We start from the raw sequence: 17638 nt of genomic DNA, 5'->3' as shown, positions 1-17638 counted from the left end.
GCGCGGTGCGGTCGCATGCACAGGGTACCCGCGCTAAACTGTGGCCATGTCCCTGCGTGCCTTCCTGCTCCGTGCGCTGCTCTGCCTCAGCCTGGTCCTCAATGGATCCGGCTACGCAGTCGCGTCCACGCAGATGCAGCTGACGCACATGGCAGCCACCCAGGCGTCGTTGGCGGCCGCGGCGCAAGTTGCCCCGCCCTGCCATACGCAGGTCGATGAGGGCACTGCCGTAGCTACGGGACACGTGATGGGGGACATGGCTTCGTCCGCTGCCTGCGATGACCGCCACGGCAGCCAGGCGTCGCCCGACTGCTGCCAGTCCTCGCACTGCGCCTGTGATTGCCTGCAGTACGCGACGGCCACGCTCGCCGATGTACCGGCCCTGCCCGCCGTCATCGAGCGTGCCGCGGAGATTCGTGCGCTGAGTCCCAGCCACGTCGCTCCGGCGCTGGCGAACCCGATACGACCTCCGATTGGTTGAGTGCACGGCACCGCTGGTGCCGACGTTCCATGGCGTTGATGCCGTACCGGCGTGACCCTGTCCTGCGGAGCCCTGTCCTGCTGGGCCCGCGTCACGGTCGGCACTTCGCTCCCGCATTCGATCGCTTTGCACGGAGCTTTCTCTGATGTCCTTTGATCCCTCTGCCCCGGATTCGGCGCCGAGCCAGTCCCGCCGCCGCTTCGTCACTGGCCTGTCGGTGGGTGGTGTCGCCGCCGGCCTGGGCCTGTGGCGGCTGCCCGCGATGGCCAACCCGGGCGTCGCCTCCGCGCCGCAGGTCCTGACCGGCACGCAGTTCGACCTCTCCATTGGCACCGCACCGGTCAACTTCACCGGCCATACCCGGCCCGCGGTCACCGTCAACGGCTCGCTGCCCGCGCCGATCCTGCGCTGGCGCGAAGGCGACACGGTCACGCTGCGCGTCGCCAACCGCCTCGACGTGGCCAGCTCCGTGCATTGGCACGGCATCCTGCTGCCGGCCAACATGGACGGCGTGCCCGGCCTGAGTTTCGACGGGATCCATCCTGGCGAAACGTTCGTCTACCGCTTCGACATAAAGCAGTCGGGCACCTACTGGTATCACAGCCATTCGCTGTTCCAGGAACAGGCCGGGCTGTACGGCGCGATCGTCATCGACCCCCGCGAACCCGCGCCGTACCGGCACGACCGCGAGCACGTCATCCTGCTGTCCGACTGGACCGACAAGGATCCCGCTGCGTTGTTCCGGCGACTGAAGCAGATGTCGGAGTACGACAACCATTACAAGCGCACGGTTGGCGACTTCTTCCGCGACGCCGATCGCGACGGCCTGTCGGCCACGCTGCGCAACCGTGGCGAATGGGGCCGGATGCGGATGACCCCGACCGACCTGTCCGACGTCAACGCCAACACCTACACCTACCTCCTCAACGGCCAGGCGCCGGCGGGCAACTGGACCGGTCTGTTCCGCAGCGGCGAGAAGGTGCTGCTGCGCTTCATCAACGGCTCGGCGATGAGCTACTTCGATGTGCGCATCCCGGGGCTGAAGATGACGGTGGTGGCCGCCGACGGCCAGTACATCCATCCGGTCACCGTCGACGAGTTCCGCATCGCGGTGGCCGAAACCTTCGACGTCATCGTCGAACCCAGCGGCCAGGATGCCTATGCGATTTTCGCCCAGGACATGGGCCGCACCGGTTACGCACGCGGCACGCTGGCCGTGCGCCAGGGTCTTGAAGCGCCGCTGCCGGCGCTGGATCCACGCCCGATCCTGACCATGTCCGACATGGGCCACGGTGGCCATGGCAAGGGCATGGAGGGCAGCTGTGGCGCCAGCATGGGCATGGGCGCGGGAATGAAAGGCATGGAAGGCGGCTGCGGCGCCAACATGGGCCATGACATGCCGGGGATGGATCATTCCGGTGGCGGCATGCAGACGCATCCGGCCAGCGAAACCGGCAATCCGCTGGTCGACATGCAGACCATGTCGCCGCTGCCGAAACTGGACGATCCCGGCATCGGGCTGCGCGACAACGGTCGCACGGTGCTCACCTACGCCGCGATGAAGAGCCTGTTCGACGATCCCGATGGCCGCGAACCCAGCCGCACGCTGGAGCTGCACCTGACCGGGCACATGGAGAAGTTCGCCTGGTCGTTCAATGGCCAGAAATTCATGGATGCCGAGCCGTTGCGGCTGAACTACGGCGAGCGGATGCGGATCGTGCTGGTCAACGACACCATGATGACCCACCCGATCCACCTGCACGGCCTGTGGAGCGACCTGGAGGACGAGCACGGCAACTTCCACCTGCGCAAGCACACCATCGACATGCCTCCGGGCACCAAGCGCAGCTATCGCGTGCGCGCCGACGCCCTCGGTCGCTGGGCCTACCACTGCCACCTGCTCTACCACATGGAAGCGGGAATGATGCGCGAAGTGCGGGTGGAGGAATGAGGATGAGGCCTTCATTGCAGCAGTCCATGCTCGCCGCCACGCTTGCGCTTGCCTTGACGACGCCCGCGCTTGCCCAGGACCATGCGCATCACGCGCAACCGGCCCCGAAGGTCGAAGACCCGCATGCCGGCCATGCCGCTCCTGCCCCGGCGCAGGAGCCGGTTCACGATCATGCCGCGATGGATCACGGCTCATCCGACCAGACCGCCACACCTGTCGAACCGGCTGAACCCATCCCGCCCGTGAGCGACGCCGACCGCGCCGCGGCGTTTCCCGATCTGGCGCATTCGATGGAGCATGGGGCCGGGATGAACCACTACGTGTTGATCGACCGCCTCGAAGCGGTCGACCTCGATCAGGGCAGTGGTGAAGCCTGGGAACTGCAGGGCTGGGTCGGCGGCGATATCGACCGCCTCTGGTTCCGCAGCGAGGGCGAACGCGCACGTGGCCACACCGAATCGGCCGACGTAGAGCTGCTGTACGGGCACAGCGTATCGCCGTGGTGGGATCTCGTTGCCGGCGTGAAGCACGACTTCAAGCCGGGCGATTCGCAGACCTGGGGCGCGATCGGCTTCCAGGGCATGTCGCCCTACAAGTTCGAGATCGAGGCCACCGCGTACCTGGGCGAAGACGGTCGCAGTGCCGCCAGTTTCGAAGCCGAGTACGACGTGCTGCTGACCAACCGCCTGATCCTGCAGCCGTTGCTGGAAATCGAGCTGTACGGCAAGGACGATCCGGATCGTGGCATCGGATCGGGATTGAGCACGGTCGAGGCCGGAGTGCGCCTGCGCTATGAGGTGACGCGGAAGTTCGCCCCGTACATCGGCGTGAGCCACGAACGCGCCTTTGGTGACACGGCGGACTATCGGCAGGACGAAGGCGAGGATACCCGCGACACCCGCTTCGTCGCGGGCCTTCGCCTCTGGTTCTGAGTCGATGCGGTCGGCCCGTCGATGGCGACGGGCCGACCCGCGGATCAGCGTGGCAGGTCAGCGTTGCAGGCGGGCAGGTTCGATGCGATGCGCCTGCTTGTCCACGGGCATCAGCACCTGCGTGATGGCGAGTGCTGCCAGCGCTCCGACCAGCTGCGCGGCGACGAAGCCCAGGACATCCTCGGGCCGGATTCCGGCAAAGGTGCGGGTCAGCGCCCGCGCCAGGGTGACCGCCGGATTCGCGAACGACGTGCTCGCGGTGAACCAGTACGCCGCGAAGATGTAGCAGGCGACCAGCGCCGGCACGGCCGCCGGCCGATGGCGGGTGCCGAGCAGGATCGTCAACAGCAGGCCAAACGTCGCAACAGCTTCGCTAAGCAATTGCGATGGTCCGCTGCGCACGTGGTCACCGGGCTGGATCAGCGCCAGCCCGAACATGGCGTGCGCAAGCACCACCCCGACGATCGCCGCGACAAGCTGCACCGCGACGTAGGCCGCGGCGACGTTGCTTCGCAGCTCACCGCGTGCGCGCATCGCCAGCGTGACCACGGGATTGAAGTGCGCACCGGAGATCGGACCGAATAACACGATCAACACATACAGCGCCCCGGCCGTGGCGGCGGCATTGGCCAGCAGCGCGATGCCGTCGTTGCCTGCCGACAGGGCAACGCCCATGATCCCCGAGCCCACCACCGTCGCCAGCAGCAATGCAGTGCCGATGAACTCGGCAGTCAGCCTCTGCAGCAGCGTCGGCATCACAGCTGTGCCAGCAGGTTCTTCACCCGCGCCGAGATCTCGTCGCGCACGGCGCGATAGCCGTCATCGTCCATGTGCTTTGGATCGGGCAAGGCCCAGTCCTCGCGACGCCTGGCCGGCACCCAGGGGCAGTCGTCGCCGCAGCCCATGGTGATGACGGCATCGAACTCGCCTTCGACCTGGTCCAGCGACTTGGAGGCATGTCCGCCCAGGTCGTAGCCCAGCTCGGACATGAAGCGGATGGCCTTGGGGTTGATCTGGCCCGATGGCCGCGATCCCGCGCTCAAGGCTTCGACGTCGTCGCCGCCGTGGATGCGGGCGAAGGCCTCGGCCATCTGACTGCGGTTGGCATTTTCCACACAGACAAACAACACACGTTTCATGGTCGTGCTCATCGAGGCTGAAGTTCCTTGCTCATGCACGTCGCCGACGCCGGGCAGATCGAGCGGAATTCGGCGCTGCCCTGCACTGCCGCCGGCGCGGCGGCGCGGGCAATCGGTGCGTATCCGCGCGCCGCGAAGAACGGTTCCGCGGTCTGCGTGAGCAGCACCAGCTGGCGCACGCCGGCGGCGCGCGCATGTGATTCCAGCGCGTCGACCAGCGCGCTGCCGGCGCCCTTGCCGCGCCCGTCGGCATGCACTGCGAGCGATCGCAGCAAGCCGACCTGTCCGAACGACTGCAGGCCAACGACACCGAAGGTATCGCCACCCTCTCCGGCAACGAGGAAGTCGACTGGCGTGTCATCCAGGTCTTCCGTCGGCAATCCACAATCCACCAGCAGCGCCCTGATGCGCGCTGTATCCGATTCACCACCTCTGCGCAGGTCCATGTCGTGGCCTGCTCAGCAGCAGCTGGACGCAGGTGCGCAGCACGCCGCCGCACTCGCACGCGCGGTGGGCGTTGGCTGCGTGCTCGACGGACTGCAACTGGCCCCGTCAGCGCCGCAGGAGGCGTCGGCTGCGTAATAACTCGTGGCGTCACCGAGCGTGTGGAAGGTTTCCCAGCGGGTGCCCTGCGGATCGTGTGTCCACATCTTGTCGGAGTTGGCATAGCAGCAGATCGCGCCGGGTTCCGGAACGACCTCGCCGCCGGCCGCATCCAGGCGCCGCCCGAGTTCGGACAGGTCATCGGCGCGCTCCACCTGGATGCCGAGATGATCGACGCCGGGAGCGCGACCGGTGTTGGAGATGGCGAAGTTGACGCGCGGATCGTCCAGCATCCACTTGGCGTAGTCATCCTTGACCACGGACGGCTGCGCGGCGAACAGTTCGGTGTAGAAACGGATGCTGCTGGCCAGGTCGGCGACGTTGAGATGCACGTGGAAGCGGTTCATTTCGAAGCTCCTGTGTTTCGGGGGGCGCAGGTGACGGCCGGGTCGCATTGCGCGACGCCGGCACAACAGTTTTCGGTGAGGTAGGCGAGAAGGTCGTTCATCTGCAGGTAGTTGGCGCGAATCCGGATCACCCTTCCCTCGCGCTGGTCATGTACCAGCGCGGCGGCGCGCAATACGTTCAGATGGGCCGTGAGCGTGGCCGGTGCCAGGCCGAGGCGCTCGCGGAGCTCGCCAACGGACATGCCGTCCGGGCCGGCCTGCACCAGCTGGCGGAAAGCGGCAAGGCGCGTCTCGTGGCCAAGGGCGTTGAGCGCAGCTAGAGCGGAAGTAATTTCCATAATTCGCGAATTTACGAATTAAATGCCCCGTGTCAAGCCACATCGAACATTCCCAATTGACCTTCCCATGATGGGAACCCTCAGGATCGCTCCATCTGATTGATCTGGAAGGAGTCCGACATGAGCCCTGCCCTCCCTGCTACCGCCGATGCCGGCCACTGGCGCTTCGGCGTCGCCGGCATGACCTGCGCCTCGTGCGCCGGCCGCATCGAACGTGCCCTGAAGTCCCTGCCCGGCGTGACCCGCGCCGAGATCAACCTCGCCACCGAAACCGCCGAAGTCCTGACTGACGGAACGGTCGAGCTGCCGGCCCTCGCCGACGCGATCGCCGCCAGCGGCTATTCGGTGCCGACCCGCACCATCGACCTCGTCATCGGTGGAATGACCTGCGCCTCGTGTGCGGGCCGAATCGAGAAGGCGCTGCGCGCGGTGCCCGGAGTACTCGATGCCAGCGTCAACCTGGCGACGGAACGGGCCCAGGTGCGCGCAATCGACCGTGTCACGCCGGACCAGCTGGAAGCGGCAGTGCGCGCGGCGGGCTACAGCGCAGGCCAACCCGACACATCGCCAACCGCTGGCACGACAGCCGCGCGCGACCGGATGCCGCGCGAGACCCGTCACTTGCTGCTTGCGATCGCCTTGTCGCTGCCACTGATCCTGCCGATGGTCGGCATGATCGGCGGGCAGCACTGGATGCTGCCGGGCTGGTTGCAGTTCGCCCTGGCAACACCGGTGCAGTTCTGGCTCGGTGCGCGCTTCTACAGGGCCGGATGGCACGCGCTCAAGGCCGGCACCGGCAACATGGACCTGCTGGTCGCGCTCGGCACCAGCGCCGGCTATGGACTGAGTCTTTATCACCTCCTCAGCGCAAGCGCCCACCACGGCCCTGCCGCGCTCTACTTCGAAGCATCCGCCGTGGTGATCACGCTGGTGTTGCTGGGCAAATGGCTGGAATCGCGTGCCAAGCGCCAGACCACCGAAGCCATCCGCGCACTCCAGGCCTTGCGCCCGACCACCGCCCGCGTGCGCCGCGCCGACGGCGATGTCGACGTCCGCATCGACGACGTGCAGGTCGCGGACCTGGTGGTCGTTCGCCCGGGCGAACGCTTCCCGGTCGATGGCGTGATCGCCGAAGGCCGCACGCATGCCGACGAATCGATGGTCACCGGCGAATCGCTGCCGGTGGCGAAGAACGAAGGCGACCGCATCACCGGCGGCGCGGTCAACGGCGAAGGCATGGTGGTCGTGGAAACGACCCCGGTCGGCGCCGAAAGCGCGCTGGCGCGGATCATCCGCCTGGTCGAGGACGCACAGGCCGGCAAGGCGCCGATCCAGCGAACCGTCGACCGGGTCAGCGCAGTGTTCGTGCCGGTGGTCATGGCGATCGCACTGGCCACCCTGCTCGGCTGGGGCGTGGCAACGGGTGAATGGAACCAGGCCATCCTCAATGCAGTCGCCGTACTCGTCATCGCCTGTCCGTGCGCGCTGGGACTGGCGACGCCCACGGCGATCATGGCCGGCACCGGCGTGGCGGCCCGCGCGGGCATCCTGATCAAGGATGCGCAGGCGCTGGAAAGCGCGCACCGGATCGCAACCGTGGCGTTCGACAAGACCGGCACGCTGACGCAAGGGCGCCCCGTGCTGACCGATACCGTGGCTGTCGATGGCGACGTACCTGCCCTGCTTGCACTCGCCGCCGCGCTACAGGAAGGCAGCGAGCATCCGCTGGCCAAGGCTGTGATCGAGGCTTCTGCAGACCTGCCGCGAACGCAGACAGCGACGGACGTGCGTGCCGTGCCCGGGCGCGGCCTGCACGGCTCGGTCGACGGCCGCGCGCTGCTGATCGGCAGCAGCGCGATGATGGAGGACGCCGGCATCGACATCACGCCATTGCGCGACCAGGCGCGAGCTTTGGCCGGATCCGGGCACACCGTGTCCTGGCTTGGCGACGCTGACGGCACGCGCCTGCTCGGACTGCTGGCGTTCCGCGACCAGCCGCGACCAGGTGCGCGCGAAGCCATGGAGCAACTGCATCGCATCGGCGTGCGCACCGTGATGATCTCTGGCGACAACGAGGGCGCGGCGAATGCGGTCGCTGCGCAGATCGGTATCGACGAAGTGCGCGCCAACGTCGCGCCGGCCGCCAAGGCCGCGGCGATCGCATCGCTGCGCGAGCACGGCGTGGTGGCGATGGTCGGCGACGGCATCAACGATGCCCCGGCCCTGGCTGCGGCCGACGTCGGCATCGCCATGGGCAGCGGCACCGACGTTGCCATGCACGCGGCGGCCGTGACCCTGATGCGCTCCGAGCCCGGGCTGGTCGCCGACGCCATCGACATTTCCCGCCGCACCACCCGCAAGATCCACCAGAACCTGTTCTGGGCATTCATCTACAACGTGGTCGGCATCCCGCTGGCCGCATTGGGCCTGCTCGATCCGGTCGTGGCCGGTGCAGCAATGGCGCTGTCGTCGGTCAGCGTGGTGTCCAATACCCTGTTGCTGCGGCGCTGGCGCCCCCACCTTTGAACGGCACACTTGAACGGCACGCCATTGAACAGCAGCACGCCACCCAGGAGCCGCGACATGCCCCGCCCGCCACGACCCGAACTCGCCGATGCCCGCCAGCAGGGCCTGCACAACATCGGCGAAGCCGCGCAGCTGAGCGGTGTCAGCGCAAAGATGATCCGGCACTACGAGAGCATCGGCCTGATCCCGCAGGCCGGCCGCACCTTCGCCGGTTACCGCATCTACAGCGATGCCGACGTGCACCGGCTGGGCTTCATCCATCGCGCGCGGCGACTGGGATTCTCGATGAAACAGATCGAAGTGCTGCTCGGCCTGTGGGACGACCGCAGTCGCGCCAGCGCGGAAGTGAAGAAGCTTGCCCAGGCGCACGTCGATGAACTGACGGCGAGGATCAGCGAAATGCAGGCGATGCAACGCACCCTGCAGGACCTCGCCCGTCGTTGCCATGGCGATGACCGGCCCGATTGCCCCATCCTTGACGACCTGGCGTACGAAGGGCCGGCCTACGAAGGGCCGGCGGGCGCAGCCGCCCGCCCCGACTGACGATCAGCGCGCCGCAGCAGCGCGCTCGATCATCTTTGCAACGGCCCCCGCATGCGAAACCATCACCACGTGCGATGCGCCGGCGACGACCTCGGTCTGCTTCGACCCGGCTCGCTTGGCCATGAAGGCCAGTGATTGCGGCGGGATGTTCTTGTCCTTGTCGCCATAGATGAACCACGAAGGCACGCTGTTCCAGGCCGGCGTGCCAGCCTTCTCATTGAGCGCAGCCTCGGTGATCGGGCGCTGCGTAGCCGCCATCAGGGCCGCATCCGCAGCCGGGACGTCCGCGGCGAACTGCGCGTGGAACTTGTCCTGCTGGATGTAGAGATCGGCACCTCCGCTCGCCAGCTTCACTGGCGGAGCCAACGTCGGACCCAGCGTGCTGCCGGGGAATTTGCCCGACAGCCCGGCGGCAGTCTCGCCTGCTTCGGGAGCGAACGCAGCGACATACACCAGCGCCTTGACGTTGCCGTGGCCGCGCGCCGCCGCGGAAATGACGCTGCCACCGTATGAATGACCGACCAGGACCACCGGCGTGGTCACACTCGCCACGACATCGGACACGTACTGCCCATCGCTGGCGACACCGCGCAGCGGATTGGCGACAGCCACCACCGGATAGCCGTCCTTCTTCAGGATCTCGATCACCCGGTTCCAGCTCGACGCGTCGGCGAATGCGCCGTGCACCAGGACCACGGTCGGCCTGGCCTCCTGTGCGCAAGCATTGGTTCCGGCGAGGGTGCCGGCGGCGAGGGCCAGCCCGGCCAAGAGGGTCTTCATATGCGCTTCTCCTTTGATGGAACCAGCCAGCAGGAACCACGCCTGATTCAAGCACGCAGCAAGATCACCCGGTACGCATGCGCGTGGAAACGCACTGGTTCCCCGTACGCACGGCCCGGCGGGCCACTTACTTCTTCGCAGCCGCTACCAGCTCGGCGATGACGTCCCGCAATGCCTCGACAGGTCCATCGAAGCGCACCGAGTTGACGAAGAACGACGGAGTGCCATTGACCCCGCTACGCACGCCGCCGTTGAAATCGTGCGGATCTTCTCGTCGAACACGTCGGCCTGGATGGCGTCGCGCAGCTCGACCGGATCCAGCCCCAGCCGACTGACCAGTTCCACGTACAACGGCGCGCCGAGATCTTCCTGGTTCTCGTACAGCGCGTCATGCGCTTCCCAGAAGTGTCCATTGCTAGCAGCGAACTCCGCGGTGGCTGCCGCGCTGGCGGCGTTGGGATGCAACTGGGTGATCGGGAAGTTGCGGAACACGAAGCGCAGGTCCTGTGGGAACTCCGCCTGGAGCTGCTTCACCTGGGGATACGCCTCGCCGCAGTAGGGGCACTGGTAATCGCCGTACTCGACGAGGGTCACCACCGCGTTCTCGTTGCCCTGGACGTGATCGTCCGGTCCTACCGGAATCCTGAGACTCGACATGGCGTCTAACCTGCCTTTGCGGACGATTGGGCCTGGAGCTTGTCCAGCGCGTCAAGGATGCCGTCGGCGCCTGGATTGACTGCCGTGGGCGAGAGGTAACTCCAGGCGATCACGCCTTCCTTGTCGATGACGAACAGCGCCCGCCGGGTCACGCCGTGCGGGGCATCGTAGGCACCATAGCGACGCGCGACCTCCCCTTTCGGCTCGAAGTCGGCCAGCAGGTTGAAGTGAAGATGGCGATCCAGAGCAAAGGCCTGATGGCACCAGACGCTGTCCACCGAGATCCCCAGCAACGTCGCGCCTGCGCTCTTGAACGCCGGCAGCACCTCGTTGTACAGCGCCATCTGATCGCCACAGACCGGGCTCCAGTCCGCCGGGTAGAAGGCCAGGATGACCGGCTTGCCGCGAAGCTCGCTGAGCGACAGCGTCTGGTCCGGCGTGGCGCTGAGGGTGAAATCCGGCGCCATCGTGCCGGCAGGCAGGATGGTTTCAGGCATCGGGCTCGGAGGCACATCGGCAGCTGGCATGGCGCTTTCCTGCGTGACCACGTACACGCGGCATTGCTGCGGACTATGCCCCGGGCGGTGTTAACGGCTTGCGTATGGCGTCATGCGGCAGCGGCAACTACTCCGCGTTTACGGGACTTCAGCCAATGCGCCGGGCGGCGTGCAGTACGACGGCGGATGCCTTCCTGAAAATCTTCGCCAACGGCGTCTAGCCGACCAAGGCGAAAACGTTGTACGCGGTGCAAGCTTCGACCGCGTCATCCTTGTTTGCAGGACGCACCACCCAGGCCGCGTGGAAAATGGAAGTGCTGGCATTCGCGATCTTGCGAACGCCAAAAACAATCAGGGCCACCTTTCGGCAGCCCTGAATGTTTTCAATTGGCGTCCCCACGGGGATTCGAACCCCGGTCGCTACCGTGAAAGGGTAATGTCCTAGGCCTCTAGACGATGGGGACAAAACTTTGGTTTGACACTCTTCAGCACGCATCCCGTTGAGAGATGGTGGAGCCAGGCGGGATCGAACCGCCGACCTCCTGCATGCCATGCAGGCGCTCTCCCAGCTGAGCTATGGCCCCACGTGTGCTGGAAAGACGAAAATTCTAGCGGGCGTTCAGCGATGTCGTCAAGCGTTCGCTGCCAGATTTTTTTCGTCGTGTCCGCCAGCGGCTGTGCCGGCGTCAACGGGGCGCAATGTTGCCACACCATGTCCCCGCTCCGCTAGATACTCGAGCCACTTTCCGAGAAACGTGTTCATCTGCGTGCGGTGGTCGAGCACTTCCGCCGGTGGCGGGTACATCCCGATCGCGTCCTGCCAGCGCCGCCCGACGTAGCAATGGGTGACCTCGAGCTGGCGGGCGTCGTGGTAAAGGCGCAAAAACGCCGAGGGATCGGGCTCCCCGGTGACCGGGTCGCGCATGGCGTAGGTCATCCGCAACTCGGTGGTGTAACGGTGCTGCTCGATCACGTCCAGCTGCAGGTCCAGGTGGTCGCCGGCGCTGGAGCGGTAGGTTCCGACCAGCAGTCCCGCCGGTGGGAACATCCGCGTGAACCGCTCGTGGTTTTCCGCGTACAGACCCATCAGCCAGCCAAAGCGGCTCAGGCGGGGAATGCGTGCGGTTCGCGTGGCCAGGGACGTCATCATGCGCCCGATCCTACACGCCATGGCGCCTGCGCGGCAGCGTTGACGCCCTGCCCCGGTAGGCCTACGGTAAGCATTCCTCGCGTTGCTTTTTCGAGCCTGTTTTCCGGGCTGCTTTCGGGCACTTTCACCCAGGCTCCTGCGCCGCAACGGCGTTCAGAACATCTCGCGATGGATCCCCAGCGTCGTCAGCACCTTGCTCGAGATCTCCTCGATCGAGGTATGGGTCGTGCTCAGCGTCGGAATCCTCTCTGCACGGAACATCATTTCCGCCGCCGTGACCTCGCGTTTGCACGTTTCCAGCTGCGAATAGCGCGAGTTGGGCCGTCTTTCCTGGCGGATCTGCTGCAGGCGCACCGGATCGATGGTCAGCCCGAACAGCTTGTTGCGGTACGGCCGCAGGCGCGGCGGCAGGCGGTCGTGCTCGAGGTCTTCCTCGGTCAGCGGGTAGTTGGCCGCGCGGATGCCGTAATGCAGCGCCAGGTACACGCAGGTCGGCGTCTTGCCCGCCCGCGAAACCGCCACCAGCACGAGGTCCGCATCGGCGTAGTCGACGGCCTGGCCGTCGTCGTGGGTCAAGGCGAAGTTCATCGCGTTGATGCGGCGGTGATAGGTCTCGAAGTCGAACATGCCGTGGGCGCGACCGATGTGGCGCTGGCGCGTCTGTTCCAGCTCGCGCTCGAGCGGCTCGATGAACGGCGCGAACACGTCCAGCATCAGCGCCCCGCTCTCGGCCAGGGCCAGGCTCACGTCGGCGTCCATGCAGGAGTTGATGACGACCGGGCGGACGCCATGGGTCTCGGCCGCGCCGCGGATCTTCTCCGCCACCTCCCGGGCCCGCTCGATGCTGTCGACGAAGGCGATCCGGTCGGTCACGAACCGGGTATCGGTGAACTGGGTGAGGAGGCTGTGGCCGATGGTTTCGGCGGTGATGCCCGTACCGTCTGACACATAGAACACCGGTCGCACGCCTGCCATGGTCCCACTCCGTCTGAATTGGCCGTTCACAATACGAAAAACCCCGTCGAATCAAGCTTGTATGCATCCGACGCAGAGGCGATCATATCCGGATAACTGCGCAGGCATGCGCCCCGCCCCCCTGGAGACCGCCCGCTTGAACGAGAACATCCTCTGGCTGCACGCGCTGCGCCTTACCGATCTGGCACGTGTCGGCGGCAAGAATTCCTCGCTGGGCGAGATGATCGGCAACCTAGCAGGCCTGGGTGTTTCCGTGCCGGGCGGCTACGCGACCACGGCCGAAGCCTTCAAGGATTTCATCGCCCACAACAACCTGCACCAGCGCATCTACGACAAGCTCGCCACGCTCGATGTCGAGGACGTGCCGGCGCTGACCACGGCCGGTGCCGAGATCCGCAAGTGGGTGATCGACGCGCCGCTGCAGTCGCAGCTGGATGCCGACATCCGCACCGCCTACAAGCAGCTGTGCGACGAGAACGGCGGCGGTGAAGTCGCCGTGGCAGTGCGCTCCTCGGCAACGGCCGAAGACCTGCCGGATGCCTCGTTCGCCGGCCAGCAGGAAACCTTCCTCAACGTCACCGGTGCCGACGACGTCGTGCACAAGGTCAAGGAAGTCTTCGCCAGCCTCTACAACGATCGCGCCATCGCCTACCGCGTGCACCACGGCTTCAAGCACGAGGACGTGTTCCTGTCGGCCGGCGTGCAGCTGATGGTGCGCTCCAACGTCGGTTCCTCCGGCGTGCTGTTCACCCTCGACACCGAGTCGGGTTTCCGCGACGTGGTGTTCATCACCTCCAGCTATGGCCTGGGCGAGATGGTCGTGCAGGGCGCGGTCAACCCGGACGAGTTCTACGTCTACAAGCCCACGCTGCTGCAGGGCAAGAAGGCGATCCTGCGCCGCGGCATCGGCGCCAAGCAGCAGCGCATGGTCTATTCCGACACCCCCGGTGAGCGCGTGCGCATCGAGGAAACGCCGGCCGAGCTGCGCAACACGTTCTCGATCAGCGACGAAGACGTGCAGGAACTGGCCAAGCAGTCGCTGGTCATCGAGAAGCATTACGGCCGCCCGATGGACATCGAGTGGGCCAAGGACGGCATCAGCGGCAAGCTGTTCATCGTCCAGGCCCGCCCGGAGACGGTGAAGTCGCGCAGCAAGGCGACGCAGATCGAGCGCTACCAGCTGACCAAGCGTGGCGAGGTGATCTGTGAAGGCCGCGCGATCGGCCAGAAGGTAGGCACCGGTGTGGCCCGCGTGGTGCGCTCGCTGGCCGACATGGCCCGCGTGCAGCCCGGCGACGTGCTGGTCGCCGACATGACCGATCCCGACTGGGAGCCGGTGATGAAGCGTTCGGCGGCGATCGTCACCAACCGTGGCGGCCGCACCTGCCATGCCGCGATCATCGCCCGCGAGCTCGGCGTTCCGGCCGTGGTGGGTACCGGCAACGGTCTGGACACGATCAAGGATGGCCAGGAAGTCACCATCAGCTGCGCCGAAGGCGACACCGGCTTCATCTACGACGGTGCCCTGCCCTTCGAGCGCCACACCGCTGATCTGGACAAGATGCCCGAGGCGCCGCTCAAGGTGATGATGAACGTCGCCAACCCCGAGCGCGCCTTCGACTTCGCCATGCTGCCCAACGCCGGCGTCGGCCTGGCGCGCCTGGAAATGATCATCGCCAGCCACATCGGCATCCATCCCAAGGCCCTGCTCGAATACAGCCAGCAGGACGCCGATACGAAGAAGAAGATCGACGCCAAGATCGCCGGCTACGGCAACGACCCGGTCGCGTTCTATGTCGACCGCCTCGCCGAAGGCATCGCCACCATCACCGCGTCGTTCGCGCCGCATCCGGTGATCGTGCGCCTGTCGGACTTCAAGTCCAACGAGTACGCCAACCTCATCGGCGGCAATCGCTACGAGCCGCACGAAGAGAACCCGATGATCGGCTTCCGTGGCGCCAGCCGTTACGTCGACCCGAGCTTCACCGACGCCTTCGCGCTGGAGTGCCAGGCGGTGCTGAAGGTGCGCGAGGACATGGGCCTGACCAACTGCTGGGTCATGATCCCGTTCGTGCGCACGCTCGATGAAGGCCGCAAGGTGGTCGAAGTGCTCAAGGCCAATGGCCTCGAGCAGGGCAAGGACGGCCTGAAGATCATCATGATGTGCGAAGTCCCGTCGAACGCGCTGCTGGCCGACGAGTTCCTCGACATCTTCGACGGTTTCTCGATCGGTTCCAACGACCTTACCCAGCTCACCCTGGGCCTGGACCGCGACTCGGCCATCGTCGCCAAACTGTTCGACGAGCGCGATCCGGCGGTGAAGAAACTGCTGGCCATGGCCATCTCGACCGCGCGCGCCAAGGGCAAGTACGTCGGCATCTGCGGCCAGGGCCCGAGCGATCACCCGGACCTGGCCGAGTGGCTGATGGAACAGGGCATCGAGTCGGTCTCGCTGAACCCCGATACCGTCGTCGACACCTGGCTGCGCCTGGCCAAGGCCAAAGCCAAGTCGAAAGCGGCCTGATGACGGGCTTCTAACGCCGGTGCAGTTAGACTTGCGCTGAACCTGACGCCCCGCTCATGCGGGGCGTCGCATTTTGAAGGAGGCAATCTTGACACTCGAACAGCTGGCCAACGAACTGCAACGGGCCGACGGCTGGACCGACGTCGCCGTCGAATGGGGCCTGCGCCTGGGCGCGGCGCTGCTGGCGCTGTATATCGGCATCCAGGTCGCCAAGTGGCTCGCCCGCGCTGTCTCGCGCGCACTGACGCGCGCCCACGTCGAACCCACCGCGCAGCAGTTCCTCAGCCGCGTGACGTACGTGCTGATCCTGATGGTGTTCGTGCTGGCGATCCTGCAGATCTTCCTGAAGGTCTCGCCGGCATCGCTGTTCGCCGTGCTCGGCGCGGCCGGCCTGGCGATCGGCCTGGCCATGAAGGACTCGCTGTCCAACGTCGCCTCGGGCGTGATGCTGGTGACGCTCAAGCCGTTCCGCGTCGGCGACGTCGTCGACATCGGCGGCAAGAGCGGCAGGGTCGAATCGGTCAGCATCTTCCAGACCAAGCTGCGCGGCGCCGACAACCAGACCATCGTGCTGCCCAACAGCCTGATCACCACGGCACCGATCATCAACCTCACGCCCGACACGGTCCGCCGCATCGAACTGATCGTCGGCATCGGCTACAACGACAGCATCGAGGCGGCACGCGCCGCGGTGCTGGCGATCATGCATGCCGACAAGCGGATCCTCCCCGAGCCGGCGCCGGACGTGGTCGTCTACGAACTGGCCGACAGCGCGGTCAAGCTGGGCATCCGCTGCCACGTCAGCAACGCCGACCATTTCAGCACCAAATGCGATCTCAACGAGCGCATCAAGGCCGCCTTCGACCGGGATGGCATCAGCATCCCCTACCCCCAGCGCGACGTGCGCATGTACCACCACGTGGCGCAGGACCAGGGCGTGAAGGTGGTAGTGACGCCAACCGCAGCCAAGCCCGAGTAGGCGAGCCCGGCACCGTAGCCCGGGTAAGCGAAGCGCACCCGGGTCATGGCACGGTCAACGCCGCGGGAACCCGGGTGCGCTTCGCGGGCTTACAGACCGCCGAGCTTTCCCATCGAGGTCCGGTAGTGGCGCAGCTCCGCGATGGAGTCGTGCACGTCGCTCAGCGCGGTATGGCGGGCATCCTTGCTGACACCGGCCAGGACGTCGGGCGCCCAGCGGCGGGCCAGTTCCTTGACCGTGCTGACGTCGAGATTGCGGTAGTGGAAATAGCGCTCAAGCCGCGGCATCAGGCGATGCAGGAATCGGCGGTCCTGGCATATCGAGTTTCCGCACATCGGCGAACGGCCGGCCGGCACCCAGTGCGCCAGGAACGCCAGCGTGCTCGCTTCGGCCTCTGCCAGGGTCACCCGGCTTTCGACCACGCGCTTCCACAGGCCGGACTTGCCGTGCTGGTTGCGGTTCCATTCGTCCATCGCTTCAAGTCGCGACACCGGATGCACGATCGCCAGCTCCGGCCCTTCGGCCAGGATGTTGAGCTGCTTGTCGGTCACCAGCGTGGCGATCTCGAGGATCGAGTCGTTGTCGGTATCCAGGCCGGTCATTTCCAGATCGATCCAGATCAGATGCTCGTCGTTGGTCGCAGCCATGGGCTCGCACTGAAGGGATGTCGGTAGCATCATACAGCCAGCCCGCACCCGCGCCTCCCGCAACGCAGTCACGGAAACCGCATGCCCTCACCCGTCGCGATCGACCCGTCGCACTACGCCGTCGTCTCGGCCATGATCACGCCCGCGTTCTTCCTGACCGCGGCCAGCTCGCTGTTGATCTCGTCGAACAACCGCCTGGCCCGCGTCGTTGACCGCATGCGCAGCGAAATCGAGGTGTTGCGCGCTACCGACCAGGGCCCGGCCCGGGTCGCGCTGGAGGCGCGCATTGCCACGCACCGGCGGCGCTCCTATCTGGTGCTGGCAGCGGTGCGCATGCTGTACGCAGCGATCAGCGCCTTCGTCGGCACCAGCCTGGGCATCGCCGTGGATGCATTCCTGGGCTACCGGCTCGACCTGCTGCCGACCGGCCTGGCCATGATCGGCGTGCTGCTGATGTTCGCCGCCTCGCTGTGCCTGGGGCGCGAGGCCAAGCTCGGCCTGCACATGCTCGACCTGGAGCTCAACGAGCAGCTGGCCAAGGACAGGATCGACCTGCGCAACGACTGAGG

The 17638-nt window shown here is 66.2% G+C and carries 19 protein-coding genes and 2 tRNA genes; 8 read left to right on the top strand and 13 right to left on the bottom strand.

Annotation, left to right across the window (positions count from 1 at the left end):
- Positions 1–46 precede the first annotated feature (46 nt).
- From MNR01_RS01715 to MNR01_RS01705, 3 genes are all read left to right on the top strand, one after another.
- A complete protein-coding gene (locus MNR01_RS01715; protein WP_241919264.1) occupies positions 47–481 on the top strand; it encodes a CopL family metal-binding regulatory protein in 435 nt (144 codons plus the stop codon).
- A 145-nt stretch (positions 482–626) separates the two neighbouring features.
- On the top strand, positions 627–2432 hold the full coding sequence (locus MNR01_RS01710; protein ID WP_241919263.1) for a copper resistance system multicopper oxidase: 1806 nt from the start codon (positions 627–629) through the stop codon (positions 2430–2432).
- 2 nt (positions 2433–2434) lie between these two features.
- On the top strand, positions 2435–3364 hold the full coding sequence (locus MNR01_RS01705) for a copper resistance protein B (protein ID WP_241919262.1): 930 nt from the start codon (positions 2435–2437) through the stop codon (positions 3362–3364).
- Positions 3365–3421: 57 nt separating this feature from the next.
- On the opposite strand, the gene MNR01_RS01700 is transcribed toward MNR01_RS01705, so the two are convergent.
- Genes MNR01_RS01700 through MNR01_RS01680 form a run of 5 tightly spaced genes read right to left on the bottom strand, consistent with a single transcriptional unit; the run spans position 3422 to position 5791 of the window.
- A complete protein-coding gene (locus tag MNR01_RS01700) occupies positions 3422–4120 on the bottom strand; it encodes an MIP/aquaporin family protein (RefSeq protein ID WP_241919261.1) in 699 nt (232 codons plus the stop codon).
- Positions 4120–4503, bottom strand: coding sequence for an arsenate reductase ArsC (locus tag MNR01_RS01695; RefSeq protein ID WP_241919260.1), 384 nt, complete (start codon positions 4501–4503; stop codon positions 4120–4122). The genes MNR01_RS01700 and MNR01_RS01695 overlap by 1 nt, the downstream gene beginning before the upstream one ends.
- 8 nt (positions 4504–4511) lie before the next feature.
- Positions 4512–4949, bottom strand: a complete 438-nt coding sequence (gene arsN2, locus MNR01_RS01690; protein ID WP_241919259.1) for an arsenic resistance N-acetyltransferase ArsN2 — start codon at positions 4947–4949, stop codon at positions 4512–4514.
- A gap of 12 nt (positions 4950–4961) precedes the next feature.
- Complete coding sequence (locus tag MNR01_RS01685; protein ID WP_241919258.1) at positions 4962–5453, bottom strand: ArsI/CadI family heavy metal resistance metalloenzyme; 492 nt, start codon at positions 5451–5453, stop codon at positions 4962–4964.
- Entirely contained in the window at positions 5450–5791 is a 342-nt protein-coding gene (locus tag MNR01_RS01680) for a metalloregulator ArsR/SmtB family transcription factor (protein WP_241919257.1), read from the bottom strand. Before MNR01_RS01680 ends, MNR01_RS01685 begins: the two co-directional genes overlap by 4 nt.
- Positions 5792–5911: 120 nt before the next feature.
- On the opposite strand from MNR01_RS01680, the gene MNR01_RS01675 reads away from it, so the two are divergent.
- Both MNR01_RS01675 and cueR read left to right on the top strand, forming a co-directional pair.
- Complete coding sequence (locus MNR01_RS01675) at positions 5912–8317, top strand: heavy metal translocating P-type ATPase (protein ID WP_241919256.1); 2406 nt, start codon at positions 5912–5914, stop codon at positions 8315–8317.
- A gap of 57 nt (positions 8318–8374) precedes the next feature.
- Entirely contained in the window at positions 8375–8860 is a 486-nt protein-coding gene (cueR, locus tag MNR01_RS01670; protein WP_241919255.1) for a Cu(I)-responsive transcriptional regulator, read from the top strand.
- A 3-nt stretch (positions 8861–8863) separates the two neighbouring features.
- Here the strand turns inward: cueR and MNR01_RS01665 are convergent, their stop codons facing one another.
- The 7 genes from MNR01_RS01665 to MNR01_RS01635 form a co-directional block, all read right to left on the bottom strand.
- A complete protein-coding gene (locus MNR01_RS01665) occupies positions 8864–9640 on the bottom strand; it encodes an alpha/beta hydrolase (protein WP_241919254.1) in 777 nt (258 codons plus the stop codon).
- A gap of 144 nt (positions 9641–9784) precedes the next feature.
- Positions 9785–10297 (bottom strand): thioredoxin domain-containing protein, encoded by a 513-nt coding sequence (locus MNR01_RS01660; protein WP_241919253.1) that lies wholly within the window; start codon positions 10295–10297, stop codon positions 9785–9787.
- A 5-nt stretch (positions 10298–10302) separates the two neighbouring features.
- Positions 10303–10851 carry a redoxin domain-containing protein gene (locus MNR01_RS01655; RefSeq protein ID WP_241919252.1) on the bottom strand — a complete coding sequence of 183 codons (549 nt, stop codon included), beginning with the start codon at positions 10849–10851 and terminating at the stop codon, positions 10303–10305.
- 331 nt (positions 10852–11182) lie between these two features.
- Positions 11183–11258 (bottom strand) — tRNA-Glu (locus tag MNR01_RS01650).
- 44 nt (positions 11259–11302) lie between these two features.
- Positions 11303–11378: transfer RNA gene (locus tag MNR01_RS01645), tRNA-Ala, on the bottom strand.
- A gap of 47 nt (positions 11379–11425) precedes the next feature.
- Positions 11426–11941 carry a DUF1249 domain-containing protein gene (locus tag MNR01_RS01640; protein WP_241920693.1) on the bottom strand — a complete coding sequence of 172 codons (516 nt, stop codon included), beginning with the start codon at positions 11939–11941 and terminating at the stop codon, positions 11426–11428.
- A gap of 156 nt (positions 11942–12097) precedes the next feature.
- Positions 12098–12919 (bottom strand): pyruvate, water dikinase regulatory protein, encoded by an 822-nt coding sequence (locus MNR01_RS01635; protein ID WP_241919251.1) that lies wholly within the window; start codon positions 12917–12919, stop codon positions 12098–12100.
- 136 nt (positions 12920–13055) lie between these two features.
- Between MNR01_RS01635 and ppsA the strand changes: the two genes are divergently transcribed.
- Complete coding sequence (ppsA, locus tag MNR01_RS01630; RefSeq protein WP_241920692.1) at positions 13056–15443, top strand: phosphoenolpyruvate synthase; 2388 nt, start codon at positions 13056–13058, stop codon at positions 15441–15443.
- 88 nt (positions 15444–15531) lie between these two features.
- Positions 15532–16422, top strand: coding sequence for a mechanosensitive ion channel domain-containing protein (locus MNR01_RS01625; protein WP_241919250.1), 891 nt, complete (start codon positions 15532–15534; stop codon positions 16420–16422).
- An 89-nt stretch (positions 16423–16511) separates the two neighbouring features.
- On the opposite strand, the gene orn is transcribed toward MNR01_RS01625, so the two are convergent.
- On the bottom strand, positions 16512–17069 hold the full coding sequence (gene orn, locus MNR01_RS01620; protein WP_241919249.1) for an oligoribonuclease: 558 nt from the start codon (positions 17067–17069) through the stop codon (positions 16512–16514).
- Between the two features lie 81 nt (positions 17070–17150).
- On the opposite strand from orn, the gene MNR01_RS01615 reads away from it, so the two are divergent.
- On the top strand, positions 17151–17636 hold the full coding sequence (locus tag MNR01_RS01615; protein ID WP_241919248.1) for a DUF2721 domain-containing protein: 486 nt from the start codon (positions 17151–17153) through the stop codon (positions 17634–17636).
- The last annotated feature ends 2 nt before the right edge of the window (positions 17637–17638 follow it).

It is taken from the genome of Lysobacter sp. S4-A87, from assembly GCF_022637455.1.
Classification (GTDB): Bacteria; Pseudomonadota; Gammaproteobacteria; order Xanthomonadales; family Xanthomonadaceae; genus Lysobacter_J.
Note: the sequence above shows the minus strand (reverse complement) of the source record. Positions and strands in the feature narration are given on the sequence as shown.

Excerpts from the sequence above, each read along its gene's own strand:
- MNR01_RS01715 (WP_241919264.1), top strand. The coding sequence starts at position 47 with ATGTCCCTGCGTGCCTTCCTGCTCCGTGCGCTGCTCTGCCTCAGCCTG.
- MNR01_RS01710 (WP_241919263.1), top strand. The coding sequence starts at position 627 with ATGTCCTTTGATCCCTCTGCCCCGGATTCGGCGCCGAGCCAGTCCCGC.
- MNR01_RS01705 (WP_241919262.1), top strand. The coding sequence starts at position 2,435 with ATGAGGCCTTCATTGCAGCAGTCCATGCTCGCCGCCACGCTTGCGCTT.
- MNR01_RS01700 (WP_241919261.1), bottom strand. The coding sequence starts at position 4,120 with ATGCCGACGCTGCTGCAGAGGCTGACTGCCGAGTTCATCGGCACTGCA.
- MNR01_RS01695 (WP_241919260.1), bottom strand. The coding sequence starts at position 4,503 with ATGAAACGTGTGTTGTTTGTCTGTGTGGAAAATGCCAACCGCAGTCAG.
- arsN2 (WP_241919259.1), bottom strand. The coding sequence starts at position 4,949 with ATGGACCTGCGCAGAGGTGGTGAATCGGATACAGCGCGCATCAGGGCG.
- MNR01_RS01685 (WP_241919258.1), bottom strand. The coding sequence starts at position 5,453 with ATGAACCGCTTCCACGTGCATCTCAACGTCGCCGACCTGGCCAGCAGC.
- MNR01_RS01680 (WP_241919257.1), bottom strand. The coding sequence starts at position 5,791 with ATGGAAATTACTTCCGCTCTAGCTGCGCTCAACGCCCTTGGCCACGAG.
- MNR01_RS01675 (WP_241919256.1), top strand. The coding sequence starts at position 5,912 with ATGAGCCCTGCCCTCCCTGCTACCGCCGATGCCGGCCACTGGCGCTTC.
- cueR (WP_241919255.1), top strand. The coding sequence starts at position 8,375 with ATGCCCCGCCCGCCACGACCCGAACTCGCCGATGCCCGCCAGCAGGGC.
- MNR01_RS01665 (WP_241919254.1), bottom strand. The coding sequence starts at position 9,640 with ATGAAGACCCTCTTGGCCGGGCTGGCCCTCGCCGCCGGCACCCTCGCC.
- MNR01_RS01660 (WP_241919253.1), bottom strand. The coding sequence starts at position 10,297 with ATGTCGAGTCTCAGGATTCCGGTAGGACCGGACGATCACGTCCAGGGC.
- MNR01_RS01640 (WP_241920693.1), bottom strand. The coding sequence starts at position 11,941 with ATGACGTCCCTGGCCACGCGAACCGCACGCATTCCCCGCCTGAGCCGC.
- MNR01_RS01635 (WP_241919251.1), bottom strand. The coding sequence starts at position 12,919 with ATGGCAGGCGTGCGACCGGTGTTCTATGTGTCAGACGGTACGGGCATC.
- orn (WP_241919249.1), bottom strand. The coding sequence starts at position 17,069 with ATGGCTGCGACCAACGACGAGCATCTGATCTGGATCGATCTGGAAATG.
- MNR01_RS01615 (WP_241919248.1), top strand. The coding sequence starts at position 17,151 with ATGCCCTCACCCGTCGCGATCGACCCGTCGCACTACGCCGTCGTCTCG.